The organism is Allorhizobium sp. DMC15 (assembly GCF_056314065.1).
Genome location: NZ_JBQUZB010000003.1, coordinates 129,464 through 155,415, shown reverse-complemented (window position 1 = coordinate 155,415; position 25,952 = coordinate 129,464). Strand labels below are relative to the sequence as shown.

The 25,952-nt window shown below is 61.6% G+C and carries 29 protein-coding genes and 2 riboswitches; of the genes, 12 read left to right on the top strand and 17 right to left on the bottom strand.

Annotation, left to right across the window (positions count from 1 at the left end; genetic code table 11):
* Window position 1 precedes the first annotated feature (1 nt).
* From cobU to ACT53S_RS14970, 7 genes are all read right to left on the bottom strand, one after another.
* Window positions 2-532 (bottom strand): bifunctional adenosylcobinamide kinase/adenosylcobinamide-phosphate guanylyltransferase, encoded by a 531-nt coding sequence (gene cobU, locus ACT53S_RS15000; protein WP_476067588.1) that lies wholly within the window; start codon window positions 530-532, stop codon window positions 2-4.
* 187 nt (window positions 533-719) lie between these two features.
* Window positions 720-1,087, bottom strand: a riboswitch (cobalamin riboswitch).
* Window positions 1,088-1,162: 75 nt separating this feature from the next.
* Entirely contained in the window at window positions 1,163-1,984 is an 822-nt protein-coding gene (locus ACT53S_RS14995; RefSeq protein WP_476067587.1) for a hypothetical protein, read from the bottom strand.
* 59 nt (window positions 1,985-2,043) lie between these two features.
* Window positions 2,044-2,850 (bottom strand): ATP12 family chaperone protein, encoded by an 807-nt coding sequence (locus ACT53S_RS14990; protein WP_476067586.1) that lies wholly within the window; start codon window positions 2,848-2,850, stop codon window positions 2,044-2,046.
* A 9-nt stretch (window positions 2,851-2,859) separates the two neighbouring features.
* The gene (locus ACT53S_RS14985; protein ID WP_476067585.1) at window positions 2,860-3,513 is read right to left on the bottom strand and encodes an HAD-IA family hydrolase; all 654 of its coding nucleotides are present in this window, start codon (window positions 3,511-3,513) and stop codon (window positions 2,860-2,862) included.
* Window positions 3,510-4,499, bottom strand: coding sequence for an RluA family pseudouridine synthase (locus ACT53S_RS14980; RefSeq protein ID WP_476067584.1), 990 nt, complete (start codon window positions 4,497-4,499; stop codon window positions 3,510-3,512). The genes ACT53S_RS14985 and ACT53S_RS14980 overlap by 4 nt, the downstream gene beginning before the upstream one ends.
* A gap of 96 nt (window positions 4,500-4,595) precedes the next feature.
* A complete protein-coding gene (crcB, locus tag ACT53S_RS14975; protein ID WP_113377406.1) occupies window positions 4,596-4,973 on the bottom strand; it encodes a fluoride efflux transporter CrcB in 378 nt (125 codons plus the stop codon).
* A 55-nt stretch (window positions 4,974-5,028) separates the two neighbouring features.
* On the bottom strand, window positions 5,029-5,565 hold the full coding sequence (locus tag ACT53S_RS14970; RefSeq protein WP_113377405.1) for a flavodoxin domain-containing protein: 537 nt from the start codon (window positions 5,563-5,565) through the stop codon (window positions 5,029-5,031).
* A gap of 207 nt (window positions 5,566-5,772) precedes the next feature.
* Here ACT53S_RS14970 and ACT53S_RS14965 point away from each other — a divergent pair, with 207 nt between their 5' ends.
* A complete protein-coding gene (locus ACT53S_RS14965; RefSeq protein ID WP_113377404.1) occupies window positions 5,773-6,048 on the top strand; it encodes a hypothetical protein in 276 nt (91 codons plus the stop codon).
* A 76-nt stretch (window positions 6,049-6,124) separates the two neighbouring features.
* On the opposite strand, the gene ACT53S_RS14960 is transcribed toward ACT53S_RS14965, so the two are convergent.
* Entirely contained in the window at window positions 6,125-7,174 is a 1,050-nt protein-coding gene (locus ACT53S_RS14960) for a copper chaperone PCu(A)C domain-containing protein (protein ID WP_476067583.1), read from the bottom strand.
* Window positions 7,175-7,244: 70 nt separating this feature from the next.
* Complete coding sequence (locus ACT53S_RS14955) at window positions 7,245-7,616, bottom strand: hypothetical protein (RefSeq protein WP_476067582.1); 372 nt, start codon at window positions 7,614-7,616, stop codon at window positions 7,245-7,247.
* Window positions 7,617-7,799: 183 nt separating this feature from the next.
* Window positions 7,800-7,887: riboswitch (glycine riboswitch) on the top strand.
* A 148-nt stretch (window positions 7,888-8,035) separates the two neighbouring features.
* Here ACT53S_RS14955 and gcvT point away from each other — a divergent pair.
* The 5 genes from gcvT to ACT53S_RS14930 all read left to right on the top strand — a co-directional run bounded on the left by gcvT (window position 8,036) and on the right by ACT53S_RS14930 (window position 13,413).
* A complete protein-coding gene (gene gcvT / locus ACT53S_RS14950; RefSeq protein WP_476067581.1) occupies window positions 8,036-9,175 on the top strand; it encodes a glycine cleavage system aminomethyltransferase GcvT in 1,140 nt (379 codons plus the stop codon).
* Between the two features lie 20 nt (window positions 9,176-9,195).
* The gene (gene gcvH / locus ACT53S_RS14945) at window positions 9,196-9,558 is read left to right on the top strand and encodes a glycine cleavage system protein GcvH (protein WP_476067580.1); all 363 of its coding nucleotides are present in this window, start codon (window positions 9,196-9,198) and stop codon (window positions 9,556-9,558) included.
* On the top strand, window positions 9,558-12,416 hold the full coding sequence (gene gcvP / locus ACT53S_RS14940; protein ID WP_476067579.1) for an aminomethyl-transferring glycine dehydrogenase: 2,859 nt from the start codon (window positions 9,558-9,560) through the stop codon (window positions 12,414-12,416). The genes gcvH and gcvP overlap by 1 nt, the downstream gene beginning before the upstream one ends.
* Window positions 12,417-12,550: 134 nt before the next feature.
* On the top strand, window positions 12,551-12,877 hold the full coding sequence (locus ACT53S_RS14935; RefSeq protein WP_476067578.1) for a DUF1236 domain-containing protein: 327 nt from the start codon (window positions 12,551-12,553) through the stop codon (window positions 12,875-12,877).
* A gap of 209 nt (window positions 12,878-13,086) precedes the next feature.
* Complete coding sequence (locus ACT53S_RS14930; RefSeq protein WP_476067577.1) at window positions 13,087-13,413, top strand: flagellar basal body protein; 327 nt, start codon at window positions 13,087-13,089, stop codon at window positions 13,411-13,413.
* 113 nt (window positions 13,414-13,526) lie between these two features.
* Here ACT53S_RS14930 and sufA read toward each other — a convergent pair whose 3' ends face one another.
* Window positions 13,527-13,907 (bottom strand): Fe-S cluster assembly scaffold SufA, encoded by a 381-nt coding sequence (gene sufA / locus ACT53S_RS14925; RefSeq protein WP_476067576.1) that lies wholly within the window; start codon window positions 13,905-13,907, stop codon window positions 13,527-13,529.
* Between the two features lie 447 nt (window positions 13,908-14,354).
* Between sufA and rutA the strand changes: the two genes are divergently transcribed.
* From rutA to ACT53S_RS14900, 5 genes are all read left to right on the top strand, one after another.
* On the top strand, window positions 14,355-15,446 hold the full coding sequence (gene rutA / locus ACT53S_RS14920) for a pyrimidine utilization protein A (RefSeq protein WP_476067575.1): 1,092 nt from the start codon (window positions 14,355-14,357) through the stop codon (window positions 15,444-15,446).
* Window positions 15,443-16,189: a pyrimidine utilization protein B gene (gene rutB / locus ACT53S_RS14915; RefSeq protein ID WP_476067574.1), complete on the top strand. Its 747-nt coding sequence runs from the start codon at window positions 15,443-15,445 to the stop codon at window positions 16,187-16,189. Before rutA ends, rutB begins: the two co-directional genes overlap by 4 nt.
* Window positions 16,190-16,235: 46 nt before the next feature.
* Window positions 16,236-16,625 (top strand): pyrimidine utilization protein C, encoded by a 390-nt coding sequence (rutC, locus tag ACT53S_RS14910; RefSeq protein WP_113377394.1) that lies wholly within the window; start codon window positions 16,236-16,238, stop codon window positions 16,623-16,625.
* 191 nt (window positions 16,626-16,816) lie between these two features.
* Window positions 16,817-17,602 carry a pyrimidine utilization protein D gene (gene rutD, locus ACT53S_RS14905; protein ID WP_476067573.1) on the top strand — a complete coding sequence of 262 codons (786 nt, stop codon included), beginning with the start codon at window positions 16,817-16,819 and terminating at the stop codon, window positions 17,600-17,602.
* A gap of 14 nt (window positions 17,603-17,616) precedes the next feature.
* Window positions 17,617-18,141 (top strand): flavin reductase, encoded by a 525-nt coding sequence (locus ACT53S_RS14900; RefSeq protein ID WP_476067930.1) that lies wholly within the window; start codon window positions 17,617-17,619, stop codon window positions 18,139-18,141.
* A 64-nt stretch (window positions 18,142-18,205) separates the two neighbouring features.
* On the opposite strand, the gene ACT53S_RS14895 is transcribed toward ACT53S_RS14900, so the two are convergent.
* The 7 genes from ACT53S_RS14895 to ACT53S_RS14865 all read right to left on the bottom strand — a co-directional run bounded on the left by ACT53S_RS14895 (window position 18,206) and on the right by ACT53S_RS14865 (window position 25,069).
* On the bottom strand, window positions 18,206-18,580 hold the full coding sequence (locus ACT53S_RS14895) for an SUF system Fe-S cluster assembly protein (protein ID WP_113377391.1): 375 nt from the start codon (window positions 18,578-18,580) through the stop codon (window positions 18,206-18,208).
* Window positions 18,581-18,592: 12 nt separating this feature from the next.
* Window positions 18,593-19,837 carry a cysteine desulfurase gene (locus tag ACT53S_RS14890; protein ID WP_476067572.1) on the bottom strand — a complete coding sequence of 415 codons (1,245 nt, stop codon included), beginning with the start codon at window positions 19,835-19,837 and terminating at the stop codon, window positions 18,593-18,595.
* On the bottom strand, window positions 19,830-21,107 hold the full coding sequence (gene sufD / locus ACT53S_RS14885) for a Fe-S cluster assembly protein SufD (protein ID WP_476067571.1): 1,278 nt from the start codon (window positions 21,105-21,107) through the stop codon (window positions 19,830-19,832). The genes ACT53S_RS14890 and sufD overlap by 8 nt, the downstream gene beginning before the upstream one ends.
* Window positions 21,108-21,136: 29 nt before the next feature.
* Window positions 21,137-21,892, bottom strand: a complete 756-nt coding sequence (gene sufC / locus ACT53S_RS14880; RefSeq protein ID WP_113377388.1) for a Fe-S cluster assembly ATPase SufC — start codon at window positions 21,890-21,892, stop codon at window positions 21,137-21,139.
* Window positions 21,885-22,298, bottom strand: coding sequence for a hypothetical protein (locus ACT53S_RS14875; protein ID WP_113377387.1), 414 nt, complete (start codon window positions 22,296-22,298; stop codon window positions 21,885-21,887). Before ACT53S_RS14875 ends, sufC begins: the two co-directional genes overlap by 8 nt.
* On the bottom strand, window positions 22,291-23,760 hold the full coding sequence (gene sufB / locus ACT53S_RS14870) for a Fe-S cluster assembly protein SufB (RefSeq protein WP_142069271.1): 1,470 nt from the start codon (window positions 23,758-23,760) through the stop codon (window positions 22,291-22,293). The genes ACT53S_RS14875 and sufB overlap by 8 nt, the downstream gene beginning before the upstream one ends.
* Before the next feature lie 142 nt (window positions 23,761-23,902).
* Complete coding sequence (locus tag ACT53S_RS14865) at window positions 23,903-25,069, bottom strand: cysteine desulfurase family protein (protein ID WP_142069274.1); 1,167 nt, start codon at window positions 25,067-25,069, stop codon at window positions 23,903-23,905.
* A gap of 205 nt (window positions 25,070-25,274) precedes the next feature.
* On the opposite strand from ACT53S_RS14865, the gene ACT53S_RS14860 reads away from it, so the two are divergent.
* A complete protein-coding gene (locus tag ACT53S_RS14860) occupies window positions 25,275-25,952 on the top strand; it encodes an alpha/beta hydrolase (protein WP_062283253.1) in 678 nt (225 codons plus the stop codon).

Below are 25,952 nucleotides of genomic sequence, written 5' to 3'. Positions count from 1 at the left end.
TTCAACCCTTCATTTTCAGCGGCAGTCCAGCCGCAACGAAATAAACGTCTGCCGCTTCGGCGGCGATGGCTTGGTGGAGACGGCCGGCATGGTCGCGGAAGGCGCGGGCCATCTTGTTCTCGGGCACGATGCCGAGGCCGACTTCATTGGAAACGAAGATGACGGTGGCCTGGAGTTCCCCAAGACTGGCGCCGAGTGCGGCGCCTTCGGCGTCGACGTCACGGCCCTCTTCCATCATCAGATTGGTGACCCAGAGGGTCAGGCAGTCGACGAGGATGACGCGTTCGGGCTGGTCGAGCGCCTTCAGCGCGCCGACGAGATCGAGCGGCTCCTCATGCGTCGTCCAGCCGTCATCGGCTCGGTCGGCCTTATGGGTCTCGATGCGGGCGCGCATCTCGTCGTCCCAGGCGCGGCCCGTCGCCAGATAAAAACGGTCGAGACCCGTCTCTCGCGCCATACCTTCGGCAACACGAGATTTGCCAGAGCGCGCGCCACCGAGAACCAGGATGGATCGGGAATGGGAAGCGGTCATGGCGTGCCATGACCTTCGGCCGCGCGGACGCGGTCAAAGGCGCATGCTCCTAGCATGCGCGAACCATAAAACGATGCGCGGCCCGAAAAGACGGACCGCCATCGGCGGGTCAACAAGACCCCGCGGATGCGAAACGTCGCCAAGACAACCTCCGTGTTGGCAACGGGGATTTCTCCCCAGGTGGGCCCTATGCCCGTCACGGATGGCAGGTCTCCTGGCTCGCAGGTCTTGGCACAAAGGCCGGCGGTTCTTCCTCGCCTTCCCGGAATGTGTCGCGATATGAGAGGCGGACGATTCGTAGAAAAAGAGGCGTCCTGCCCCGGCTGTTCATATCGCCACTCCAGTGGCTTTTCCCACCCGTTTCAATCGCCAGCCGACCGCACCATGCGATCCGTCGCCATCAATCTCCGCAGGCAGGATGGAAGACCCTCGCTGCAATACAGTCGCGGGGTCGGCTGCGTTCGGCTTGCCCGGCATGGGTCCAGGCCTTCGCATTCCCTTTTGCTCTCCGGCCGACGTGTCTGCCGCCCGGAAACCATCCGCCAGAAGGATTAAGCCCGGGCCTCAGCCAAGTCAATCACAGGAGCGGCGCCGGACCGCACACAAGCGGCAAGGCGCCCTTGCCGATGCTCAGGGTTTTATAGTGAGGCAGTCTTCCGAGGCAGCCGGATCACACCCACCGCCAAGGCGAATCGCCCCACGCGCGCCCTGATCCACAGTCGTTTCAGGTTTCATCTGGGCCACCGGACGTGCCGGCTGGTAAGGATAGGCAGATTTATCCCCAGAGGTAACCGGGAGCACAGGCGGAGCCACCATTTCGACCGGCGCAGGCTTGGGAGGTGTCGGCGCACTTGCCGGAGCGGCTTGAGGCGCGGGTGGCATGACCTTCGGCGTGGCACTGGCGATTGGCGCAACGCGTGGCGTGGGTCCGATTGCAACCTCCGGGTCACTCTTCAGCCTGGTCGAGGTCATCCTCGGAGCCGGCACGATACGAACGGTCGGATGGACAAGAGAAAAATCGGATCGGATCCGCGATGCGATCTCTTCGGCCAGGGCCCCTCGGGCAAACCGGGGATCGTCGGTCGAGGCATTGACGACGTATTTTCCTTCCGCCACCGGCTCTCCCGTTTCGACGGAGGTCACGGTCACCGTGAAATGCGCCCGTTCCATGCGCCGCCTTGCCCCCTCGCCGTGATCGAGCCGGTCGATCTTCACCATGAGAACGACGCGTTCCGCGCCCGGCGGGGGCTGCGTAGCGGCAATTGCGGCCGAGACCCGGGCGTCGACGCCCGAGATCAGATCCAGAGGCATGCGGGCATCGGCGATAACCGTGACGTTCCGGACATAATAGACGAGATGTTTCGGAAACATTCGGGCCTGGATGCTCGCACAGGATGCCAGGCACAGGACGAGCCCGAACGCGATTGCGGTGCGCAGACTGCGAGCTGACATGACGACTCCGGCGGTGATTCTGTCCGCCAGAGCATCCGTCATTTATGGTTAGTGCCGAGTTAACTCGCGGGGTCAAGCGCCGCAAACAGCGCGGCTGCGGCAGCATATTCGCCGTAGCGCGCCTCGCGCCGGGCTTCGGCCTCTTCGTCCGTTCCCCAGTGCTCGCTGGTCCAGTCTTCGTCGACATGGGCAAGCGTCCAGACCGTGTCGAGGTCGAAGGCGCCCTCGGCGAAGGCAAGCGCGAGCACGGCGGAGCCGGTCAGCGTGGTCACAACGTTAAGGCAGGAAATCCGGAACGCATCGCGGTAGGCTTCAAGCGCCTTCGCATAGGCCGCGATCGCGGCTGCTGGCTGCTCCTGATGCATCACGCCCTCAACGAGGATCAAGCGCGCCTGATGCGCGGTGGCGATCCAGGCCAGCACCGGATCCCAGTTCTTCGCCTGGCGTTCGACCAACTCCTTCGGCGCATCGGCGCGGTAGCAGAGAAGATCGCTGCCGGCGAAGCGGACAATCTCGTCAAAGACCTCGTCCAGACTGTTTGCGACAGCATCGATTGCCGTGTTCGCGAGTTTGGTGATCGGCATGGTGGCTGGATCGATGAACTCGCCCTGCGCCGCCCATTCGGCGACGACGAGATCGGCAGCTTCGCGGGTCGGAAGCGTCAGCGTCTTCTTCGCCGGCGTCTTCACCGGCTTGCCGTCGAGCAGAATGGAGAAACCGTCTACTTCTTCGGCAACCGCCACGGCCGTATAGAAGCGCTTCGGCAGCGGACGCTTCATCTGGATCTGGGCGCGGCGCACCGGATCCTCGTGGCTGTGCTCGGGGATGAATGTGCCGAAGATGTCCTTGTCGAGCTCGTCGCGCATGATGTGCTCCTAATGAATATAGGCCAGCAGGTCGGCCGGTCGTTCGACAACGGCATCGGCACCCGCCTTCCAGAGATCGTCGATGGCGGCATAGCCCCAGGCGACGCCGATGGCGGTCGCACCGGCGGCTTTCGCCATCTGCATGTCATAGATCGCGTCGCCGATGACGATGGTTTCGCGGGCAACGATGCCGGCTTCGTCACAGCATTCCGTCACCATGGCAGGGTGCGGCTTTGACGGGCAGTCGTCGGCCGTGCGGCAGAAGAGGAAATGGGGCTTCAAGCCATGACCTTCAAGGATCATCTCCAGCCCCCGCCGCGACTTGCCCGTCACGGCGCCGAGCCAGATATCCTCGCGGGCGATCAGGGCGTCCAAGACCTCGCGAATCCCATCGAACATAATCTCGCCGAAACCGGAAACGCGCCGCACGTCGGCAAAGATCGCCTTGTAATGGGCGGCCATGGCGACCGCCTCGTCATCGGCATGCGGCTTGCCGTCCATGCGGGTAATCGCGATGTCGAGCGTGAGGCCGATGATCGACTTGGTCGTCTCCACAGCCGGCTCGGGCTTACCGAAGGCGACGAAGGTGTGGCGCATGACTTCGTGGATCAAGCCGGCGCTGTCGACCAGCGTGCCGTCGCAATCGAACAGGACCAGCTTCATTCGGCGTCCCTGTCGCCATCCGCCTGGTCGAAGCCAAGCAGGTTCCAGGACTGCACCATGTGGGGAGACAAAGGCGCCGTGACCTTCAGCCGACCGCCATTCGGATGTGGCAGGTCGATGTGGCGGGCATGCAGATGCAGGCGCTTCTGGATACCGCCGGGGAAATCCCAGTTGTGGTCATCGATGAAGTATTTGGGATCGCCAATGATCGGGTGACCGATATGCAAAGCATGGACGCGCAGCTGGTGGGTCCGGCCGGTATAGGGCTCCATCTCCAGCCAGGCGAGGTTCTGGGCCGCCGTGTCGATGACACGGTAGTAGGACACTGCGTGATCCGCGCCCTCCTCGCCATGCTTGCAGACGCGCATGCGGTCGCCTTCGTCGGTCTGGTCCTTGGTCAGCCAGGTCGAGATCTTGTCCTCGTGCTTGCGCGGGACGCCCCTCACCAGCGACCAGTAGATCTTCTTGGTGTCACGCTCGCGAAACGCCGCCGTCAGCTTCTGGGCGGCGCCGCGCGTGCGGGCCACGACGAGCACACCCGAGGTGTCGCGGTCGAGGCGATGCACGAGGCGTGGTTTCTCGCCCTTCCGGCTTGTCCAGGCTTCCAGCATCTTGTCGATATGGCGGGTCAGGCCGGAGCCACCCTGCACGGCAAGGCCGGCGGGCTTGTTCAAGACGAAGACCTTTTCGTCTTCGTGCAGGAGCATGCGCGACAGGAGTTCGTGGTCGTCGCCATGTTTCAGGTCGTGGCTGGCGATCGGGCCAGTCTTCTTGGCGTCGACGTCCATCGGTGGAACGCGCACGACCTGGCCGGGCTGCACGCGCGCATCGGTCTTCACACGACCGCCGTCGACACGCACCTGGCCGGAGCGCAGCAGTTTCTGCAGCGCGCCGAAGCCGAGACCCGGATAGTGGATCTTGAACCAGCGGTCGAGGCGCATGCCGGCCTCGTCTGCCTCCACGGTGATATGTTCGATGCCGGCCATCTCGGTTCTTTCGTTCTTGCAAGCGGGCATTGCCCTTTGTCCGGAGCCTTTAGTTGATTTCGGCCCTGAAGGGAAAGCAGAAATGAAATGGGCGTCTCAGAACAGGCTGCGGCCCAGCAAAAGCCCCGCGAATGCGGCCCCGAGGGCCAGAACGAGGCTTGCTGCGACATAGGCGAAGGCAGAGGCGGTCGCGCCACGCTCGATCAGCGCCATCGTGTCGAGTGAGAATGAGGAGAATGTCGTGAAGCCACCGAGGAAGCCGACGACGATCAGAAGTCGAAGTTCGGCGGACGCGTCGAACCGGCGGGCGACCAGCTCGGTGAGGATGCCGATAGCAAAGGAACCGACGATGTTGACCGTCAGGGTGCCCCAAGGAAAGGACAGGCCCATCAGACGGGTCATGCCGAGACCAACGAGGTAACGCGCGACCGAGCCGATCGCGCCGCCGAGGGCGACGAGCAGGATATGGAACATGGTGGCCTCCGATGCATGAGCAATGCACCGCTTCAAATGCCAGCGAAGCCCGCCGTCAAGCCCTCACGGCCGCGCGAAAGTCCTCGACAAACCGGCGCAGCGTCTCCCAGTCGGTGAATTCGTGGTCGCGACGGCTATCTGTCGGCGCCTTTTCCTGCGCCGCCATGCGTTTCATCATCCAGCGTTTGAAAAAATCATATTCGCTGTATCGAAGCGCGCCGGCCGCATGATGCACAAGGGCAGGCTTCCAGCCGGTCTCAGCGAGCAGAGCATCGGGGAAATGCCGCGCCTCCTGGCGCTCCTCTTCCAGTTCGCTGCGGATCAGCAGTGTCACCGATACGAAGGCCGACGGCACACTGTTCAGCCATGCCGCTTCCTGCCGGACGAAGGCGACGAAGGATGCGGGGTAGCGGGCTGCATGAATGGGGGCGCAGAGAATGGCAGCATCGGGCCGCCCGAGGGCAAACTCACCGCCGAGGCCGACATCGAACATCAATGCCCGATCGCCGCCCGCTTCGATGTCCGCAGCCAGTGCCTCGGCGATCTTGCGCGACTGGCCCTCCACTGTTGCATATCCGACAAGGATGATCATGGTCTATGGCTCCTGTCTCCAAAGGATGGAGCCAAGGCTAAGGCGTTTGGCGAGGGGCGCCTTGATCTGCCGCAAACGAGCGAAAAACCCCGCAGAATCAGCCTGTTTGGTCACTCAAGCTTTACTCAAATGTCCGCGTTCGACTTAAAGATGCATAGATGGGCGTAGTTTATTCTAATGTCATTATGTAACATGCGGAACACACCCATGACACAAGTTGTCACAGTCTCTGCCAATACCGCGGCCTACGCGATGGAGCCTATCAAGCCCCCGCAGCGCGTCTCGCGCGCGTCCTATGTCGAGGACCACACCCGGGTGCTTGCGGAAAAGGCGGCCCGAGGGGACGATCTTCGTCTCAGGGCGCTCGTCAGCGTCGTGCAACCGCCGGCGTTGGCGTTGTATTTCCTAACCTCAAGCCAACAGCGTTTCGAGCAGGCAAGCTTGAAGGAGACGATCGACGCCTACAAGAATTCCGTTGCCTGAACAGCCTCTGCGCACAGGCATGAGACCGCGACCGTCCCCGGTCGCGGTCTTTTCGTTTCAGACAGCGCGGGCTTGATCAGTTGGCCTTGGCGGGACCAACCGGCAGCACGACGTCGACATTGCCCGCCTTTTCAAAGGTGAGCGTCACCTTGACGGACTGACCTTCCTGGAAGGGTTCGGCCACCTTGAAGAACATCATGTGGAGACCACCGGGAACCAGTTCCACCGTCTGGCCGGCAGGAACCGGAATTCCATCCGGCAATTGCCGCATCTTCATCACATCGCCCTGCATCGCCATTTCATGCAGTTGCACCTCGCCGGCGCGGTCTGAGGTCGCCGATACGAGCCGGTCGTCGCTTGCACCTCTGTTGGTGATCGTGACGAAGCCGCCGCCGACCGGCTGACCCGGCAGCATGGCCTTCGTGAAGCCTGCCGTCAGCTCTAGGTCGCCGACAGTCACGGCTTCGAAGCCACCCGGATTGGTCGCTGCCATGTGATCGCCATGTCCCGCGTGGGCATCGTGACCACCATGGCCAGCATGCGCGTCGGCCGCGGCCGGCTGATCGCCATGTCCGGCATGGGTGCCGTGACCGGCATGCTCATCGCCCTCGGCCGCAACAAGCTGCAGAACCGGTGCCGGCCCCTTCAGATCATGGGGGTTCTGGCCGGGGGCGGCAATCTCTTCCCAGGACACCTTGTCGTCGGCACCGCACAATTGAACCGTCGGGAATGCAAGACCGGTTGCCGGATCACCGGCTGCGACCTTCCCGTAGACGGTGAAGGTGTCGTAAAAGTCGTCCGGCAGGTCGCCGTTCTTGAAACGGATCTCGACCGGGCCGGACGTCACTGCCTTGCCGTGGTTGTCATAGCTATTCTGGTAGTCGCCCTTGATCACCTCGATTTCCCAGCCCGGCTTGACCATCGGCTTTGCCGAGATGAAGCCTTCAGGCAGCTTGATGCGGACTTCATTGGTGGCCTTGCCGTCGCAGCCATGCGGAACCTGCAGCGTGGCGGCGACATAGGCGCCCACCGCAACCGGGCCATTGGCGAACGTGGCATGGGCAAGCGCCGAGCCGGTAGAGGCGAGTGCGACGAGGCTGGTGGCGACAATCAATCTGGTCTTCATGGTCATTCTCCGTTCCGCGGCGCGCTCGCGACCAGCGGTGTTCTCAATTCATCTGATGCTGTGCGATGGATCAGGCGGAGAGAGGCGGACCACGCAGACGCGGACGGTCCAGGACATAGGCCAAACGAACCGGCGGTTCGAGCGGCTTTACCGCTCCCAGGTTGGCAAAAACGCTGAGCAGCCAGGCGTTGTCGGCGGGAGACGGGAGAAGCACGGTGCCAGCCAGACGGCAGGCTTCGCAATCTTGAACCGCCTTGCCATGCTTTTCACCGCGATCGGCGATGCAGAGGTCGGCGAAACTGCCATCGGGCAGGCTGTAGACGACGGACAGGACATCGGTCGCAACGGCGACCGGGGTCCGGTGCGCAAAGCCCAAGCAGAGGAAGACCATGGCGCAGAAGATGCGCAGGATCCTGGCAGCTGTCGTGACCTTAGGCTTCATTGGTGTCCCCGTTTCCCCCTGCTTTATCGCGATGCGCGCGCCAAGCCAAGCGGCGAGATGCCGCGCCCGTCGGCAAGTGCTCCGATGCTTGCGCTGGCGCAAACAGTACCCGTCAGCGACAAATATTTGCTCGCAAGCGACGCGCCCTCTTGCCAAGCCTATGTCCCGCCGGATAATGCGGATCAGACCTTGTTGGGAGAAACCGGTTTACTCCGGTGCCGAAGGAGCAACCGCCCCGGAAACTCTCAGGCAAAAGGACCACAAGGCGTCGACTGCACTCTGGAGAGAGGCCCGTTTCCAAAGCGGACCAAGCCGAAGGGATAACAATCTCAGGCACAAGGACAGAGGGGGCTCATGAACCGGCACAACCGTGCCCAGACTTGAGCAAGCGCGCGAGCGCGAAACCCGGAGGCGACGTCTTGGACGATCAGACCCAACTGAAACGCACCCCCCTTTACGATTTCCACGTATCGCTTGGCGCCAAGATGGTGCCTTTTGCCGGTTACGACATGCCGGTGCAGTATCCGGCCGGCGTGTTGAAGGAACACCTCCACACCCGCGCCGCTGCCGGCCTCTTCGACGTGTCGCATATGGGCCAGGTCGAACTCGTCGCCGCTTCCGGCAATTATGAGGACGCGGCGAAAGCGCTGGAAACACTCGTCCCCGTCGATATCCTCGGCCTCAAGGATGGTCGCCAGCGCTACGGCTTCTTCACGGACGATAATGGTGGGATCCTCGATGACCTGATGATCTCGCGGCTGGGCGATCGCCTGCTCGTCGTGGTCAATGCCGGCTGCAAGGATGCCGATATCGCCCATCTCAGGGCAAAGCTTCCTGCAGGTGTCCAGATTCTCGTGCATGACGACCGGGCGCTTCTCGCCCTTCAGGGGCCGAAAGCGGAAGCCGTTCTGGCTTCATTGTCTGGCGATGTCACATCGATGAAATTCATGGATGTACGCGAGCTTATCCTGGGCGAGATCCATGCCCTCGTCTCGCGCACCGGTTATTCCGGCGAGGATGGTTTCGAGATCTCGGTTCCCGCTTCCCGTGCCGCCGATCTCGCCAAGGCTCTGCTCGATCAGCCGGAGTGTCAGCCGATTGGTCTCGGTGCCCGCGATTCGCTGCGCCTTGAAGCCGGACTTTGCCTCTATGGCAACGACATCGACACCACGACCTCACCGGTCGAAGCCTCGATCGAATGGGGGATCCAGAAGGTCCGCCGCTTAGGTGGCGCCCGCGAAGGCGGCTTTCCGGGTGCGAGCCGCATCCTCGGCGAGCTCGAGAACGGCGTTTCCCGCCGCCGCGTCGGCTTGAAGCCTGAGGGCAAGGCGCCGGTGCGCCCGCCGGCAAAGCTCTTCGCCGATGCCGAAGGCCAGACCGAGATCGGTCACGTCTCATCCGGCGGTTTCGGTCCGAGCGCCGAAGGCCCTGTTGCCATGGGCTATGTGCCGACCGCCATGGCCGAACCCGGCACCCAGGTCTTTGCGGAGGTCCGCGGCAAGTTCTTGCCCCTCACTGTCTCCGCCCTTCCTTTCGTCACCCCCACCTACAAACGCTAAAAAATCTCCGGAGAGAACTCATGCTGAAATTCACCGCTGAACACGAATGGCTGAAGATTGAAGACGGAGTTGCGACCGTTGGCATCACCACCCATGCCGCAGGCCAGCTCGGCGACCTCGTCTTCGTCGAACTGCCGGAAGAAGGCGCAAGCTTCAAGAAGGACGCAAGCGCTGCGACCGTCGAGAGCGTCAAGGCAGCCTCCGACGTCTACTGCCCGCTCGATGGCGAAGTGGTCGAGATCAACCAGGCGATCGTCGACGATCCGTCGCTGGTCAATTCCGATCCGGAAGGTGCTGCCTGGTTCTTCAAGCTGAAGCTCTCCAATCCCGCTGACGCCGACGCTTTGCTCGACGAGGCCGCCTACAAGGAGCTGATCGCATAATGACGACGGAATTCCAGTTCACGGATTACGATCCCTACGATTTCGCCAATCGGCGCCATATCGGCCCCTCGCCGGCCGAAATGACGGAGATGCTGAAGGTGATCGGCTACCACTCGCTCGATCAGATGATCGACGACACCGTGCCCGGTTCGATCCGCCAGAAGGTGCCGCTCACCTGGGGCGCGGCGATGACCGAGCGCGAGGCGCTCGACAAGCTGCGCGAGACGGCCAACAAGAACAAGGTTCTGACCTCGCTGATCGGCCAGGGCTATTACGGCACCATCACGCCGCCGGTCATCCAGCGCAACATCCTGGAAAACCCCGCCTGGTACACGGCCTATACGCCCTACCAGCCGGAAATCAGCCAAGGCCGCCTGGAGGCGCTCCTGAACTTCCAGACCATGGTGACGGACCTCACCGGTCTCGACGTTGCCAATGCCTCGCTCCTCGATGAAGCAACGGCTGCCGCCGAAGCCATGGCGCTCTGCCAGCGCAGCGCCAAGACCAAGGCGACCGGCTTCTTCGTCGACAAGGACTGCCACCCGCAGACCATCGCCGTCATCCAGACCCGCGCCGAGCCGCTCGGCTGGACCGTCACCGTCGGCGACCCCTTCACCGATCTCGACCCGACCGAAGTTTTTGGCGCGATCTTCCAGTATCCGGGCACGCATGGCCATGTGCGCGACTTCTCCGGCCTCATCGCCCGGCTGCACCAGACCGGTGCGCTTGCCGCCGTTGCCGCAGACATCCTCGCTCTGCTGCTCCTCAAGTCTCCTGGCGAAATGGGTGCTGATATCGCCATCGGTTCCACCCAGCGCTTCGGCGTGCCCATGGGCTACGGCGGCCCGCATGCCGCCTATATGGCGGTCAAGGATGCGATCAAGCGCTCCATGCCGGGCCGTCTCGTCGGCGTCTCCGTCGACGCGCGCGGCAACCGCGCCTATCGTCTGTCGCTGCAGACCCGCGAACAGCATATCCGCCGCGAAAAGGCGACGTCGAACATCTGCACCGCGCAGGTTCTGCTCGCCGTCATGGCCTCAATGTATGCCGTCTTTCATGGCCCGAAGGGCCTGAAGGCGATTGCCCAGCAGGTGCACCAGAAGACGGTCATCCTGGCCAAGGGGCTGGAAAAGCTCGGATATACGGTGGAGCCTGAAGCCTTCTTCGACACGATCACCGTCGAAGTCGGCCACATGCAAGGCCTCGTCATGCGCGCGGCTGTCGCCGAAGGCGTGAACCTGCGCAAGGTTGGCGAGACCAAGGTCGGCATCGCGCTCGACGAGCGGACCCGTCCCGCCGTGCTCGAAGCCGTCTGGCGTGCCTTTGGCGGCAATTTCAAGGTTGCCGACTTCGAGGCCGATTACCGCCTGCCAACAGATCTCTTGCGCACCAGTGATTACCTGACGCATCCGATCTTCCACATGAATCGTGCGGAAAGCGAAATGACCCGCTATATCCGCCGGCTCTCTGACCGCGATCTCGCGCTCGACCGGGCGATGATCCCGCTCGGCTCCTGCACGATGAAGCTCAACGCGACGGCGGAAATGCTGCCGATCACCTGGCCGGAATTCTCCGACATCCATCCCTTCGTTCCGGCCGATCAGGCGCTGGGCTACAAGGAGATGATCGACGACCTCTCGGAAAAGCTCTGCGCCGTCACCGGTTATGACGCGATCTCGATGCAGCCGAATTCGGGTGCTCAAGGCGAATATGCCGGTCTGCTGACGATCCGCGCCTACCACCTGTCGCGGGGCGATACGCACCGTACCGTCTGCCTGATCCCGACGTCTGCGCACGGCACCAATCCGGCCTCGGCCCAGATGGTCGGCATGACGGTGGTGCCGGTGAAGTCGAAGGACAATGGCGACGTCGATCTCGACGACTTCCGCGCCAAGGCGGAAGAGCATGCGGCCAATCTCTCCTGCTGCATGATCACCTATCCCTCGACCCATGGCGTGTTCGAGGAGACGGTGCGCGAGATCTGCGAGATCACCCATCAGTTCGGTGGTCAGGTCTATCTCGACGGCGCCAACATGAACGCCATGGTCGGCGTCGCCCGTCCCGGCGATATCGGCTCCGACGTCTCCCACCTCAACCTGCACAAGACCTTCTGCATCCCGCATGGCGGCGGCGGTCCGGGCATGGGTCCGATCGGCGTCAAGGCGCATCTCGCGCCTTATCTGCCGGGCCACGTGGTCACGGATGGTCGTCCGGGTGCAGTTTCGGCCGGTCCTTATGGTTCGCCGTCGATCCTGCCGATCAGCTGGTCCTACTGCCTGATGATGGGTGGCGAAGGTCTGACCCAGGCGACCAAGGTCGCGATCCTCAACGCCAACTACATCGCGGCACGGCTGAAGGGCGCCTATGACGTGCTCTATACGTCGGCCTCCGGTCGCGTGGCGCATGAATGCATCATCGACACCCGGCCGCTGCAGGCGTCAGCCGGTGTCACTGTCGACGACGTCGCCAAGCGCCTGATCGACTGCGGCTTCCATGCGCCGACCATGAGCTGGCCGGTGGCGGGTACGCTGATGATCGAGCCGACCGAATCGGAGACCAAGGCAGAGATCGACCGCTTCTGCGATGCGATGCTGGCGATCCGCGAGGAAGCCCGCGACATCGAGGAAGGCCGGATGGACAAGGCCAACAATCCGCTGAAGAACGCACCGCATACGGTAGAAGATCTGGTCGGTGAATGGACCCGTCCCTACAGCCGCGAACAGGCCTGCTATCCGCCGGGCGCCTTCCGGGTCGACAAGTACTGGTCCTCGGTCAACCGTGTCGACAATGTCTATGGTGACCGCAATCTGGTCTGCACCTGCCCGCCGATGGAAGCATATGCGGAAGCCGCCGAGTAACGCCTTGGTATCGACACAGGAACGCCGCCCTTGAGGCGGCGTTTTTCATTTGTCGTGACAAGTTGAAAAACCCTGTGATGGAACGGAATGCGGCCCAGCCCGTTCTTCCCGCTGTCCAACACAGGAGAACAGACATGCGCAATACTCTCATCTTCGCTGGTGCAGCGGCCCTGATGACGCTCTCGGCGTCGGCCCATGCGCAGGAAACTGTCATCATCCAGCAGGCCCCGGTCGCCACGCAGTCCACAATCGTCGTGCCGGCCCCGGTCGAAACCTATGTCATGCAGCGCGAAGTGCGCTCGGTGCCCTATGAAGGCGACGTCCTGATCGGTCGCGTCATTGACGATCCGGTCGAGCTTTATCCCGTCGAAGGCTACGAGGGTTACTCCTACACAGTCGTGAACGATCGCCGCGTGATCGTCGACCCGCAGACGCGTCAGATCATTCAGATCATCGAGTAAGGATGACACTTGAGGACAAGGAGGAAGCCCGGCACGGCGTGTCGGGCTTTTGCTTGCCCGTCGCATGCCAGGCCCACTCCTTTCGCGATGACCCGAAATGGGACATCGCCCCAATCCCCGCAAAGTCATCGAAAACCATTGATCTTCAGCATTCGCTTACATGCCGCCATTATGGTGGCTGTGGATCTTCACGCGTTCGGGACGTTGCAATGAGCCTTTCCGCCGTCATGGGAATTTCGCTGTCTGGCATGCAGGCTCAGCAGACGCGGGCAACCGCGACGGCGAACAATGTGGCCAATGCGATGACACCCGGCTATGACCGGCTGAAAACGACCTTCTTCACAGAAGAAACCGGAGGCGTCCGGGCCTCCGTCTCCCCCTCCGGTGACCAAACCTTTGATGAGACATCGAATGTCGATCTCGCCCAGGAGGCTGTGTCCTTGGCCGAAAGCGAAATCGGCTTCAAGGCCAATGCCAGCGTCTGGGAAACCGGCGCGGACATGTGGGACGTGCTGATGAGCATCAAGCGCGACTGACCGTACTGCGCGGCTGCTTCAGGAATTTACCGGTCGCAAGATCAGACAGCCACAGAAGCGCAAAACGCCCGGGTAAAACCGGACGCCATGACATTGCTGTAGCAAAAGTGTGGTCAGGCGGTTTCCCGCTGGCGAGCCAGTTCGGTCAGATCGGCAGCTTTCAGTTCCACCGATTCCCCGCAGCCGCAGGCCGAGGTCTGGTTGGGATTGTGGAAGGTGAAGCCGGAGCGCAGGGTCGTGGTCTCGAAACCCATTTCCGTGCCGAGGAGATAAAGCACTGCGGCCGGGTCGATCCACACCGTTGCGCCATCCCGCTCGATGCGGTCGTCCTTCGGGTTCGGCTCGCGCACCAGATCGATGGTGTATTCCATCCCGGCGCAGCCGCCTTTCTTGATCCCCACCCTGATGCCCTTGGCATCGGGTCCGGAATTCTCGACGATCGCCTTGACGCGTGCGGCAGCCGCATCGCTCAGCGTCATTACCTGAAATCCCATCGGCACAGTCTCCATCAACGACCGGGTTCAAGGTCCGGCGTTTCGTCCGACCAATGTAAGGGACGCGCCTTAACGGTTCAATAGCTTACGCGCAGTCATACGGTTCTCCGAAAGCACGATCGCGGGGATTGAACCTGACTATGGTCAATCCGTGGGCAAACTTCGCACAGTCAAGAAACCTGTCTTTTATCAGTCGCTTGCCGCGATGCCTCTCGCTGCCCTCGACTTGATGACGATCAAAAATGACGCAGTGCACAGCGGCATCCGATCGAAACACAGGCAAAAGGCCGTGTTTTCGAGGAAAATTTTGACCATCCGGTAAAATATTTTGCCATCATCCAACCAAGCCTTTGTTCCCATATGATTTTCCGATCTGGCACGGCGGTTGCTTATCTCTCTGCGAACCAAATACGGCGCATCGCGCGCCTCCAGAAGCGGAGAACAGATATGGAAATCGGCGTCTTTATCCCGATCGGCAACAATGGCTGGCTGTTGTCGGAGAATGCCCCGCAGTACAAGCCGACCTTCGAACTCAACAAGGCGATCACGCTCAAAGCCGAATCCTACGGCTTCGATTTCGCGCTCTCGATGATCAAGCTGCGCGGCTTCGGCGGCAAGACGGAATTCTGGGACTATAATCTTGAGAGCTTCACGCTGATGGCCGGCCTTGCCGCCGTCACCTCGAAGATCAAGCTCTTCGGGACGGCCGCGACGCTCATCATGCCACCGGCGATCGTCGCACGCATGGCCACAACGATCGATTCGATTTCCGGCGGGCGCTTCGGCGTCAACCTGGTCACCGGCTGGCAGCGTCCCGAATATAGCCAGATGGGACTGTGGCCCGGCGACGACTATTTCTCGGATCGCTACGAATATCTCACCGAATACACGACCGTCTTGAAGGATCTGCTCACCACCGGCCAGTCGGATCTGAAGGGCAAGCATTTACAGATGGATGATTGCCGGATGAAGCCGATCCCGGAAGGTAATGTGAAGCTGATCTGCGCCGGCTCGTCCAATTCCGGCATGGCTTTCTCGGCTCAGTTCGCCGACTACAGCTTCTGCTTCGGCGTCGGCGTCAACACGCCGAAGGCCTTTGCCCCGACCAATGAACGCCTGCTGGCTGCCACCGCAAAGACCGGTCGAGACGTGCGCTCCTTCGTCCTGACCATGGTGATTGCCGAAGAAACCACCGAAGAAGCCTTCGCCAAATGGGAACACTACAAGGCGGGTGCTGACGAGGAAGCCATCAAGTGGCTTGGCCTGCAGAGTGCCGTTGATACGAAATCCGGCTCCGACACCAATGTGCGACACATGGCGAACCCGGTATCCGCCGTCAACATCAACATGGGCACGCTGATCGGCTCCTATGCCGAGGTTGCCGCCATGCTCGACGAGATGAGCGAGGTGCCCGGCACCGGCGGCGTGATGCTGACCTTCGACGACTTCCTCGAAGGCATCGAGAAGTTCGGCAAATTCGTGCAGCCGCTGATGAAGAGCCGCGCCCATGTCACCCAGATGCTGGAGGCCGCCGAATGAGCGAGGCCGTTGTTGCAGGCTATCAGCCACGTCCGGAACTGACCAAGAGCGTCACGCTGCCGGCCCGGCCCGAGCCGATCACGCTGAAGCCATCGGAAACGGCGGTCGTCGTTGTCGACATGCAGAATGCCTATTCGACAGAAGGCGGTTACGTCGATCTCGCCGGCTTCGACATTTCAGGCGCCAAGGGCACGATCTCCAACATCAAGAAGACGCTCGATGCAGCACGCGATGCGGGCGTTCTTGTCGTCTATTTCCAGAACGGCTGGGATCCTGACTATGTCGAGGCCGGCGGCCCCGGCTCGCCCAACTGGCACAAGTCGAATGCGCTGAAAACCATGCGCAAACGGCCGGAGCTTCAGGGCAAGCTGCTCGCCAAGGGCACCTGGGACTATGCGATCGTCGACGAATTGCAGCCGAAGCCCGGTGACATCCTGGTGCCGAAGAGCCGCTATTCCGGCTTCTTCAACACCAACATGGACAGCGTGCTGCGCGCCCGCGGCATCCGCAATCTCGTCTTCGTCGGCATTGCCACCAATGTCTGCGTCGAGAGCTCGCTGCGCGATGCCTTCCACCTCGAATATTTCGGCGTGATGCTCGAGGACGCAACCCATCACCTCGGCCCCGACTTCATCCAGCAGGCGACCGTCTACAATGTCGAAAAATTCTTCGGCTGGGTAGCGACCGTCAACGACTTCTGCGGTGCGATCGGTCAGGCAGCGCCTGCCGACGCGGCCGAGTAATCATCAACATTCCAACATTACCACATCGAACCAGGAGAGTGTGAGAATGCCCAAGACCATCGTCGTTCCGGAAGGCACATCCAAGCCGCTTGCTCCCTATTCGCCCGGCACCCTTGCCGATGGCATCCTCTATGTCTCAGGAACCCTTCCCTTCGACAAGAACAATGACGTCGTGCATGTCGGCGATGCCGAGGCTCAGACGCGCCATGTGCTCGAAACCATCAAATCCGTCATCGAGACCGCCGGCGGCACCATGCAGGACGTCACGATGAACCACATCTTCGTCACCGACTGGGCAAACTACAAGGCGGTGAACAAGGTCTATGCCGAATACTTCCCCAGCAACGAGCCGGCCCGCTATTGCGTGCAGTGCGGGTTGGTGAAGCCGGACGCGCTGGTCGAGATCGCGACGGTTGCGCATATCGGAAAGAAGTGAGTTCAACTGCTTCCCCTCCCCAACCCCTCCCCACAAGGGGGAGGGGCTAAGTCAGCCTCAGCGATACACTCAACAGGCAACCTCCCCACAGGTGCATATTGTGTGGCTGTTACGGTGCCGCGGATTAAGCCCCTCCCCCTTGTGGGGCGGGGTTTGGGGCGGGGTTCTTCATTCAGAAACAAGAGCATTCCATGCATTACGACATCCACGGCCTCACCTCCCCCGATGCACCGACCATCCTGCTCTCGTCAGGGCTCGGCGGCTCCGGCGGCTATTGGGCACCGCAGATCCCTGCCCTCTCGGAGCGTTTCCGCGTCATCACCTATGATCATCGGGGCTGCGGAAAGACGGGTGGCTCAGTTCCTGAAGTCGGTGGCATCGCAGCCATGGCGGACGATGTGCTGGAGATCGTCGAGACTCTGAAGCTCAAGAGTTTCCATTTCATGGGCCATGCGCTGGGTGGCCTGATCGGGCTGGATCTGGCGCTCCGCCGGCCGGAGCTGATCGAAAGCCTCGTTTTGATCAACGCCTGGAGCAAGGCCGATCCACATTCCGGTCGCTGCTTCGACGTGCGCATCGCGCTCCTCGAAAACGCCGGTGTCGAGGCCTTCGTCAAGGCACAGCCGCTCTTCCTTTATCCGGCCATCTACATCGCGGAAAACCCGGAGAAGATGGCGGCGGAAGAGGCCCATGCGCTCGCCCATTTCCAGGGTCGCGACAATATCCTGCGACGGATTGCGGCGCTGCGCGCCTTCGATATCGACGACCGCCTCGGCGAGATCCAGACGCCGACGTTTGTCATTGCCACGCGTGACGACCTGCTCGTCCCCTATTCGCGGTCGCTGCGCCTCGCAGAAGGGCTGCCAAACGCAAATCTTGTGCTCACCGTCGCCGGTGGACATGCCGTCAATGTCACCTATCCGCAAACATTCAACAGCGCGGTCCTCGACTTCCTGTCGGGCCTCGAACGCGCGTGAAAGGACCTGCCATGCTGGCCACGAAGACCATCGCATCCGTCGCCTCCGCAATGGACGTCACCGCGCCGGAAAAGAGTGCGACCTATCGCAACGGCATGGCTCGGCTTGCCGCAGCCGTGACGATCGTCACCACCGACGGCCCCGGCGGTCGCGCCGGCTTTGCGGCGACTGCCGTCACCAGCGTTTCGGACAATCCGCCGACGCTGCTTGTCTGCCTCAACAAGGGATCTTCCGCCTACCCTGCCGTCAGCGCCAACGGGTTTGTCACGGTAAACGCGCTCTCGGCAGAACACGAGCCTGTCAGCCGGCTCTTCGGTGGCAAAACGCCGGTCGAGGAGCGCTTCGCCGCCGCCACCTGGGAGACGACGCCGTCGGGCACGCCGCGCCTGGTCGATGCGCTCGTTTCCTTTGAATGCCGGATCACGGAAGTGCATGACGGCAGCACCCATGACGTGTTGTTCTGCGAGGTTCTCGACGTCACCACCCGCGAGGACGGCGAGGCACTCGTCTATTTCGACCGGGGCTATCGCACCGTCTAAATGACCGACCCAAACGCAAAACGGCCCGCACGAGGCGGGCCGTTTCGTTGATTGCCTAATTATCTTAGTACCAGCCGACGGCGACCTGCGCCTCTTCGGACATGCGGTCCGGCGTCCATGGCGGATCGAAGCTCATTTCCACTTCGACGCCCGACACGCCTTCGACCGAACCGACGGCATTTTCGACCCAGCCTGGCATTTCGCCGGCGACAGGGCAACCCGGGGCGGTCAGTGTCATGACAATCTTCACCGTGCGATCGTCCTCGATGTCGATCTTGTAGATCAGCCCGAGTTCGAAGATGTCGGCCGGGATTTCCGGATCGTAAACGGTCTTCAGCGCGGAAATGATGTCGTCGGAGAGGCGGGCCACCTCTTCCGGCGGGATCGCCGTGTTGATGATGCCTTCGCGGACGTCGGGCTTGGTTTCCGTGTCACTCATGGTGTTCATTCCTCAGGCGAAGAAGCTGCGGGCGTAATCCAGAGCGTCCGCCAGCGCATCGACTTCTTCCCGTGTGTTATAAAGGCCGAACGACGCCCGGCAAGTGGAGGTCACGCCGAAACGTGCCAGAAGCGGCTGGGCGCAATGGGTCCCTGCCCGAACGGCGACGCCGCGTCGGTCGATCATCGTCGAGACGTCATGGGCATGGATGCCGGCGAGCTCGAAGGAAAAGATCGCCCCCTTGCCCGGTGCATTGCCGATGATGCGCAGCGAATTGATCGCCGAGAGACGCTCATGCGCATAGGCGCGCAGGCTTTCCTCATGAGCGGCAATCGCCTCGCGGCCAAGGCTCTCCATATAGTCGAGCGCGTAGCCCAGACCGATCGCCTGGACGATCGGCGGTGTGCCGGCCTCGAAGCGATGCGGCGGCTCGTTATAGGTGACGCGGTCTTCTGAGACCTCGATGATCATCTCACCGCCGCCCATGAACGGATCCATATCGCGCAGACGGTCCATCTTGCCCCAGAGCACGCCGATGCCCGAGGGACCGTAGAGCTTGTGGCCGGTCACGGCATACCAGTCACAGCCGAGATCCTGGACGTCAACAGGAAGGTGGACCGCGCCTTGGCTGCCATCCACCATGACGGCGATGCCACGCTCATGGGCGATGCGGCAGACCTCCTTGATCGGGACGACGGTGCCGAGCGCGTTCGACATATGGGTGATCGCTATCAGCTTGGTGCGCTCGGTCAGGCAGCCGACAAAAGCTTCCATGTCGAAAGCACCGTCATCGGTCACCGGTGCCCAGACGAGCTTGGCGCCCTTGCGTTCCCGCAAAAAATGCCAGGGCACGATGTTGGAGTGATGCTCCATGATCGAGAGCACGATCTCGTCGCCCTCGCCGATATGCTTCATGCCCCAGCCATAGGCGACCGTGTTGATCGCCTCGGTCGAGGATTTTGTGAAGATCACCTCGTCGATCGAGGGGGCATTCAGGAAGCGGCGCACCTTTTCGCGCGCCGCTTCATAGGCGTCCGTCGCGGCGTTGGACAGGAAATGCAGGCCACGATGCACATTGGCATATTCGTTCGAATAGGCATGGGCGATCGCGTCGATCACCTGCCGCGGCTTCTGGGCCGAGGCGGCATTGTCGAGATAAACCAGCGGCTTGCCATAGACCTCGCGCGACAGGATCGGGAAATCCCGTCTGACGGCGTCTACGTCGTAACCTGTCCGTGCCGCGATCGTGTCAGCCATGATGCTCCAGCCAGTCGGTGATGATCTCTTCCAGGGCCTCGACGAGCGGTTCGTTTTCGAGCTCCTCGACGATCTCGGCCACGAAGCCGTTGACCAGAAGCGCACGTGCCTTCTTTTCAGGAATGCCGCGCGACATCAGGTAGTAGAGATGGCTCTTGTGGATGTCGGCGACCGTCGCACCATGGGCGCATTGCACGTCGTCGGCAAAGATCTCCAGCTCCGGCTTGACCGAGAATTCGGCATCGTCAGACATCAACAGCGTGTTGCAGGCCATGCGGGCGTCGGTCTTCTGGGCATCCGGGGCAACCCGGATCATGCCCTGGAAGACACCCTTGGCGCGATCGAAGACAACGTTGCGGATGATTTCCGTAGACGTGGTGTTCGGCACGTCGTGGCCGAGCGTCATGGTGACGTCGGTATGGGTGTCGCCGCCAAGGAGGTTTACCGCACGCAGGGTGAAGTCGGAGCCTTCGCCCACGGTCTTCACATGCACTTCCTGACGCACCAGCTTGCCGCCGGCATTGATGACGAACAACCGGAATTTTGCGTCTGCACCGAGCTCGGCGCGGATCTGGCCAAGATGGCTGTCGGCATCGCCTTCGCCCTGGAGAATGATCCAGGTGATTTCGGCGCCATCGTCGAGCTTCAGGTCGGCCACGACCGTCGCCAGGGCGGCAGAACCGCTCTGACCGATATGACGCTCGATGACCGTTGCCTTCGCGCCCTTGCCGAAGGTGGCCGGGAAACGCAGGTGGAGCTGGCCGGCCGCATGAACCGATTGCAGCTCGATCGGACGTTCGATCTCGGCACCGTCTGCCAGGGTCAGGCCGAAACCATCGCGAACGAAGGCGCCGTTGATGCGACCGATGGTGTCGTCATTGTTGAAGGCCGTCAGCCCCTCGGCAGCGGTGCCGCTCGACAGAGCCTCGCGGTAGAGCGAGACAGTCAAACCTTCCGGCAGACTTGCCGGCGTTTCCGCCACGCCCTGCAGGATGCGCAGCACACTGCCGTCATTGATAATCGGCGGCACGGCCTTGGCAACTGCCTGCGGCTCATCGGCGGGAAGCGCCCGCAGCAACGCCTTCAGGTCCGTATAGTGGAATGTCTCGACGCGACGCGTCGGCAGGCCCTGACGCTTCAGCGCGTCGAACAGGCCGTCACGCTTCTGCAGCACGGCGCCATCGCCCGGAAGGCTGCCGATCTGGTGGGTATAGGCGTCGATGAGCTGGGTCTCGGCTGCGGTGAGCCGGTTGGCCGCTTGCAATGTCATCGGTGCAACTCCTTCAAACTCTGCCGAACTCAGGCAGCCTGCCCCGTGATATCGGCATAGCCGTTGGCTTCCAGCTCAAGCGCCAGGCTCTTGTCGCCCGACTTGATGATCTGGCCCTTGTAGAGAACGTGGACGCTGTCCGGCACGATGTAGTCGAGCAGGCGCTGGTAGTGGGTGATGACGACGGTCGCACGATCCGGACGCTTCAGCGCATTGACGCCATCGGCGACGATCTTGAGCGCGTCGATGTCGAGGCCGCTGTCGGTCTCATCGAGGATGCAGAGCTTCGGCTCGAGCAGCGCCATCTGCAGGATTTCGGCGCGCTTCTTTTCACCGCCGGAGAAGCCGACATTCAGCGGACGCTTCAGCATATCAGGGTTGATCTTCAGTTCAGCCGAGGCTTCCTTGACGCGGCGGATGAAGTCCGGCGTCGTCAGCTCGTCTTCGCCACGCGCCTTGCGCTGCGAGTTCATCGCCACTTTCAGGAACTGCATGGTGGCGACGCCCGGAATTTCGACCGGGTATTGGAATGCGAGGAAGATGCCCTTGGCAGCACGCTCGGCCGGGTCGAGTTCGAGAATGCTCTCGCCGTTATAGAGGATATCGCCTTCGGTGACTTCATAGTCTTCGCGTCCCGACAAGATGTAGGACAGCGTCGACTTGCCGGAACCGTTCGGGCCCATGATGGCAGCCACTTCGCCGGCCTTTACGGTCAGGTTCAGGCCCTTGATGATTTCGGTGCCGTCTTCGGCGATGCGGGCATGGAGATTGCGAATTTCAAGCATCTTCTTCTCTCAAATTTCCGCGCGTGACATAGCGATATGTCAACATGCGCATTGTTTCGACTTCAAGCTCGGGAGCAGTTTCAAAACTTACCTTCCCTCGCTTCACAGCTTCTTCCGGACTAGGCCACCAAACCAAATCGAAAACATCAGCGCCATAACATTGAATATCCAGGCTGCTGCCGTCCTCTCGCTTCAGCTCAATTACGGCTTCCGTCATGGACATTTCGATTTTTTGGTTCTCGGCACTTGCCAGTTCATCGATCTGGACAAAAAGAACACTTGCAAGCCGGCAGCATTCGTCGAGATCGACAGTAGCCTTGTAGTCCGCTGGCAACCGCGTCTCGCGATCAAACTGCCACACAGTAGCCACCACTGGTGGGCCGCTTGCGTCCAGTTCTTCAGCCAACGCTACCCTCCAGCGAGATGTTGATCAGCTTCTGCGCCTCAACTGCAAATTCCATCGGCAGTTGCTGAATGACGTCGCGGACGAAGCCGTTGACGATGAGGGCGATTGCCTCTTCTTCCGGGATGCCGCGCTGCATGGCGTAGAACTTCTGGTCCTCGGAGATCTTCGAGGTTGTCGCCTCGTGCTCCACCTTGGCCGTCGAGTTCTTCACCTCGATGTAAGGCACGGTATGTGCGCCGCAGGTGTCGCCGATCAGGAGCGAATCGCAATTGGTGAAGTTGCGAGCGTTTTCCGCCTTGCGGTGCATCGAGACCTGGCCGCGATAGGTGTTCTGCGACACGCCGGCCGAGATGCCCTTGGAGATGATCCGGCTCTTGGTGTTCTTACCGAGATGGATCATCTTGGTGCCGCTGTCGACCTGCTGATGGCCGTTCGACACAGCGATCGAGTAAAACTCGCCCTGGCTGTCGTCGCCGCGCAGGATGCAGGACGGGTATTTCCAGGTAATCGCCGAACCGGTTTCGACCTGGGTCCAGGAGATCTTCGAGCGCGCACCACGGCAATCGCCACGCTTGGTAACGAAGTTGTAGATACCGCCCTTGCCGTCCTTGTCGCCCGGATACCAGTTCTGGACGGTCGAATACTTGATCTCGGCATCATCGAGCGCCACCAGCTCGACGACGGCCGCGTGCAGCTGGTTTTCGTCGCGCTGGGGTGCCGTGCAGCCTTCGAGATAGGAGACGTAAGCGCCCTCTTCGGCAACGATCAGCGTGCGTTCGAACTGGCCGGTGTTCTTCTCGTTGATGCGGAAATAGGTCGACAATTCCATCGGGCAGCGAACGCCCTTCGGGATGAAGACGAAAGAACCGTCGGTGAAAACGGCCGAGTTCAGCGTCGCATAATAGTTGTCGGTGACCGGAACGACCGAGCCGAGATACTTCTTCACCAGCTCGGGGTGCTCGCGTACGGCTTCCGAGATCGACATGAAGATCACGCCGGCCTTTTTCAGCTCTTCCTTGAAGGTCGTGACGACCGAAACCGAGTCGAAAACCGCGTCGACGGCGATCTTCGAGGACTGAACGCCGGCCAGCATTTCCTGCTCTTTCAGCGGGATACCGAGCTTTTCATAGACCTTCAGGAGCTCCGGATCGACTTCGTCGAGCGACTTCGGCCCGGCAGCCGTCTTCGGCGCTGCGTAATAATAGATGTCGTTGAAATCGATCTTCGGATAGTCGACGCGGGCCCAGGTGGGCTCGACCATCGTCAGCCAGCGCCTGTAGGCGTCGAGGCGCCATTCGAGCATCCATTCCGGCTCTTGCTTCTTGGCCGAGATGAAGCGGACGATGTCTTCCGACAGACCTTTCGGGGCCTTGTCGACTTCGATGGTAGTCTCAAAACCATACTTGTACTGATCCACATCGATCTGGCGGACCTGATCGATCGTTTCCTGCACAGCAGCCATGGTCGTTCTCCAATCTTGCCGGGCCAAATTCCGGCAGCTTGTTAACGTTGGGCGGTGTCCCGCCATATCTAAGATCCCCGGACCATCATTTCACCCCTTTTGGCAAGGGAAAAACGATCATCTGGCTTGTTTTTTCGCCGCTTTATGCGGCCTGCCCCGCCGGTTTGCGGCGGGCGGCGATCTTTGTGAAGGCCGCGACGAAGCGATCGATATCGCTTCCCGTCGTTGCCGGGCCGATCGACAGACGCAGCGCTCCGGTTGCGGCGTCCTCGCCCATGGCGGTCAGCACATGGCTCGCGCCGACCTTGCCCGACGAGCAGGCCGCACCGGCCGACAAAGCCACGCCTTCGAGATCAAAGGCGATCTGCCCGGTCTCCGCCTTGAGCCCCGGCAGGTGGAAGAAGCTCGTATTGCCGACACGCGCTTCACCCCGTCCGTAGATCACGGTGTCGGGTGCCGCCGATAGCATGGCCTTCTCCGCCCGGTCCCGGAGCGCGGAGATCTGCGCATTCCGCTCGGCCGAGTCCGCCGCCATTTCGCGCGCAGCGGCCCCAAAGCCGGCGATCGCAGCGAGGTTTTCCGTGCCGGCGCGATGCCCCTTTTCCTGACCACCGCCGCGCACCAGAGGTTCCGGCATCAAAGTCTCGCCGCGCGATACCAGTGCACCGACACCCTTCGGACCACCCAGTTTGTGGGCCGAGAGAATGAGGAAATCGGCACCAAGCTCGGCGATCGACAAAGGAATGCGTCCTGCCGCCTGAACGGCATCCACGACCAAGAGCCCACCGAACTTCTTTACGATGGCAGAGATCGCCTGGATTGGCTGGATGATGCCGGTCTCGTTGTTGACCAGCATCACCGCGACCAGCGGCAGGCCATCTGCGACATCATGTGCCGAAAGCTGCGCTGAAAGCGCATCGAGATCGAGCACCCCCGAGCGGGTGACCGGCAGTTCCGTCACTTTATCCGAAGCGAAGCGCCCCCCGGCCCTTACGGCCGGGTGCTCGATGGCCGACACATAAAGACGCCCGAGAGAGACACGTGACTTGCCCATGCGATAGACCGGCGACAGCACCTGATTGGCGGCTTCGGTTGCGCTTGCGGTAAAAGTCACATGCGCCGGCTCGGCTCCGACGAGATGCGCCACCTCGCGCCGCGCCCGCTCGACGACGGCACGGGCTGCACGGCCCTCGGCATGGACGGAGGACGGGTTGCCGGGCATGGTCAGCGCATCGAGCATGGCATCGCGCGCCGCAGCCAAAAGCGGCGCGGTGGCGTTCCAGTCGAGATAGATGCGCTCAGCGGCCATCCTGGCTTTCGGCTCCCTCACATGCGGCGGCGCATTTTCCTTGAAATGTCCGCCGGGCTTGCCTTATGACACCTTCACCCCGGATGCAGTGCCATCCAGTTTCGAACGGTTCTAAACTTCGTTCTAGAAAAGCTGACTGACTTCGTCAAGTCAGCTTTCTAATTTGGTGTTGACGAACCGCAAAAATGTCAGGGACCGGAACCTAATGCCCGAAGTGATTTTCAACGGCCCGGCGGGTCGCCTCGAAGGCCGTTATCAGCCCTCCAAGGAAAAGAGCGCACCCATCGCGATCATCCTTCATCCGCATCCGCAGTTCGGCGGAACGATGAATAACCAGATCGTCTACCAGCTGTTCTACATGTTCCAGAAGCGCGGCTTCACCACGCTCCGCTTCAACTTCCGCGGCATCGGCCGCAGCCAGGGCGAGTTCGACCATGGTGCAGGCGAATTGTCGGATGCCGCTTCCGCGCTCGACTGGGTGCAGAGCCTGCATCCGGATTCGAAGAGCTGCTGGGTTGCCGGCTATTCCTTCGGCGCCTGGATCGGCATGCAGCTTCTGATGCGCCGCCCGGAGATCGAAGGCTTCATGTCGATTGCGCCGCAGCCGAACATCTACGACTTCTCCTTCCTCGCCCCATGCCCCTCGTCTGGCCTGATCATTCATGGCGACGGCGACAAGGTGGCGCCTGAGAAGGACGTCCAGGGCCTGGTCGACAAGCTGAAGACGCAAAAGGGCATTCTGATCACCCACAAGACGGTGCCGGGCGCCAACCACTTCTTCAACGGCCAGGTGGAAACACTGATGGGTGAATGTGAAGACTATCTCGACCGTCGCCTCGAAGGCGAACTGGTCCCCGAACCCGCCGCCAAGCGGATCCGGTAA

Bases quoted from the DNA above. Each gene is read 5' to 3' on its own strand.
- ACT53S_RS14960 (WP_476067583.1), bottom strand. From the start codon at position 7,174: ATGAAGACCAGATTGATTGTCGCCACCAGCCTCGTCGCACTCGCCTCT.
- ACT53S_RS14990 (WP_476067586.1), bottom strand. From the start codon at position 2,850: ATGCGCGACGAGCTCGACAAGGACATCTTCGGCACATTCATCCCCGAG.
- sufA (WP_476067576.1), bottom strand. From the start codon at position 13,907: ATGGGATTTCAGGTAATGACGCTGAGCGATGCGGCTGCCGCACGCGTC.
- ACT53S_RS14980 (WP_476067584.1), bottom strand. From the start codon at position 4,499: ATGGCCGGCATCGAACATATCACCGTGGAGGCAGACGAGGCCGGCATG.
- sufC (WP_113377388.1), bottom strand. From the start codon at position 21,892: ATGCTTGAAATTCGCAATCTCCATGCCCGCATCGCCGAAGACGGCACC.
- ACT53S_RS14970 (WP_113377405.1), bottom strand. From the start codon at position 5,565: ATGATCATCCTTGTCGGATATGCAACAGTGGAGGGCCAGTCGCGCAAG.
- ACT53S_RS14890 (WP_476067572.1), bottom strand. From the start codon at position 19,837: ATGGCTGACACGATCGCGGCACGGACAGGTTACGACGTAGACGCCGTC.
- ACT53S_RS14935 (WP_476067578.1), top strand. From the start codon at position 12,551: ATGCGCAATACTCTCATCTTCGCTGGTGCAGCGGCCCTGATGACGCTC.
- ACT53S_RS14995 (WP_476067587.1), bottom strand. From the start codon at position 1,984: ATGTCAGCTCGCAGTCTGCGCACCGCAATCGCGTTCGGGCTCGTCCTG.
- sufD (WP_476067571.1), bottom strand. From the start codon at position 21,107: ATGACATTGCAAGCGGCCAACCGGCTCACCGCAGCCGAGACCCAGCTC.
- ACT53S_RS14895 (WP_113377391.1), bottom strand. From the start codon at position 18,580: ATGAGTGACACGGAAACCAAGCCCGACGTCCGCGAAGGCATCATCAAC.
- rutC (WP_113377394.1), top strand. From the start codon at position 16,236: ATGCCCAAGACCATCGTCGTTCCGGAAGGCACATCCAAGCCGCTTGCT.
- ACT53S_RS14860 (WP_062283253.1), top strand. From the start codon at position 25,275: ATGCCCGAAGTGATTTTCAACGGCCCGGCGGGTCGCCTCGAAGGCCGT.
- ACT53S_RS14965 (WP_113377404.1), top strand. From the start codon at position 5,773: ATGACACAAGTTGTCACAGTCTCTGCCAATACCGCGGCCTACGCGATG.
- ACT53S_RS14955 (WP_476067582.1), bottom strand. From the start codon at position 7,616: ATGAAGCCTAAGGTCACGACAGCTGCCAGGATCCTGCGCATCTTCTGC.
- gcvH (WP_476067580.1), top strand. From the start codon at position 9,196: ATGCTGAAATTCACCGCTGAACACGAATGGCTGAAGATTGAAGACGGA.
- ACT53S_RS14985 (WP_476067585.1), bottom strand. From the start codon at position 3,513: ATGAAGCTGGTCCTGTTCGATTGCGACGGCACGCTGGTCGACAGCGCC.
- gcvP (WP_476067579.1), top strand. From the start codon at position 9,558: ATGACGACGGAATTCCAGTTCACGGATTACGATCCCTACGATTTCGCC.
- rutD (WP_476067573.1), top strand. From the start codon at position 16,817: ATGCATTACGACATCCACGGCCTCACCTCCCCCGATGCACCGACCATC.
- cobU (WP_476067588.1), bottom strand. From the start codon at position 532: ATGACCGCTTCCCATTCCCGATCCATCCTGGTTCTCGGTGGCGCGCGC.
- rutB (WP_476067574.1), top strand. From the start codon at position 15,443: ATGAGCGAGGCCGTTGTTGCAGGCTATCAGCCACGTCCGGAACTGACC.
- ACT53S_RS14930 (WP_476067577.1), top strand. From the start codon at position 13,087: ATGAGCCTTTCCGCCGTCATGGGAATTTCGCTGTCTGGCATGCAGGCT.
- crcB (WP_113377406.1), bottom strand. From the start codon at position 4,973: ATGTTCCATATCCTGCTCGTCGCCCTCGGCGGCGCGATCGGCTCGGTC.
- ACT53S_RS14865 (WP_142069274.1), bottom strand. From the start codon at position 25,069: ATGGCCGCTGAGCGCATCTATCTCGACTGGAACGCCACCGCGCCGCTT.
- sufB (WP_142069271.1), bottom strand. From the start codon at position 23,760: ATGGCTGCTGTGCAGGAAACGATCGATCAGGTCCGCCAGATCGATGTG.
- rutA (WP_476067575.1), top strand. From the start codon at position 14,355: ATGGAAATCGGCGTCTTTATCCCGATCGGCAACAATGGCTGGCTGTTG.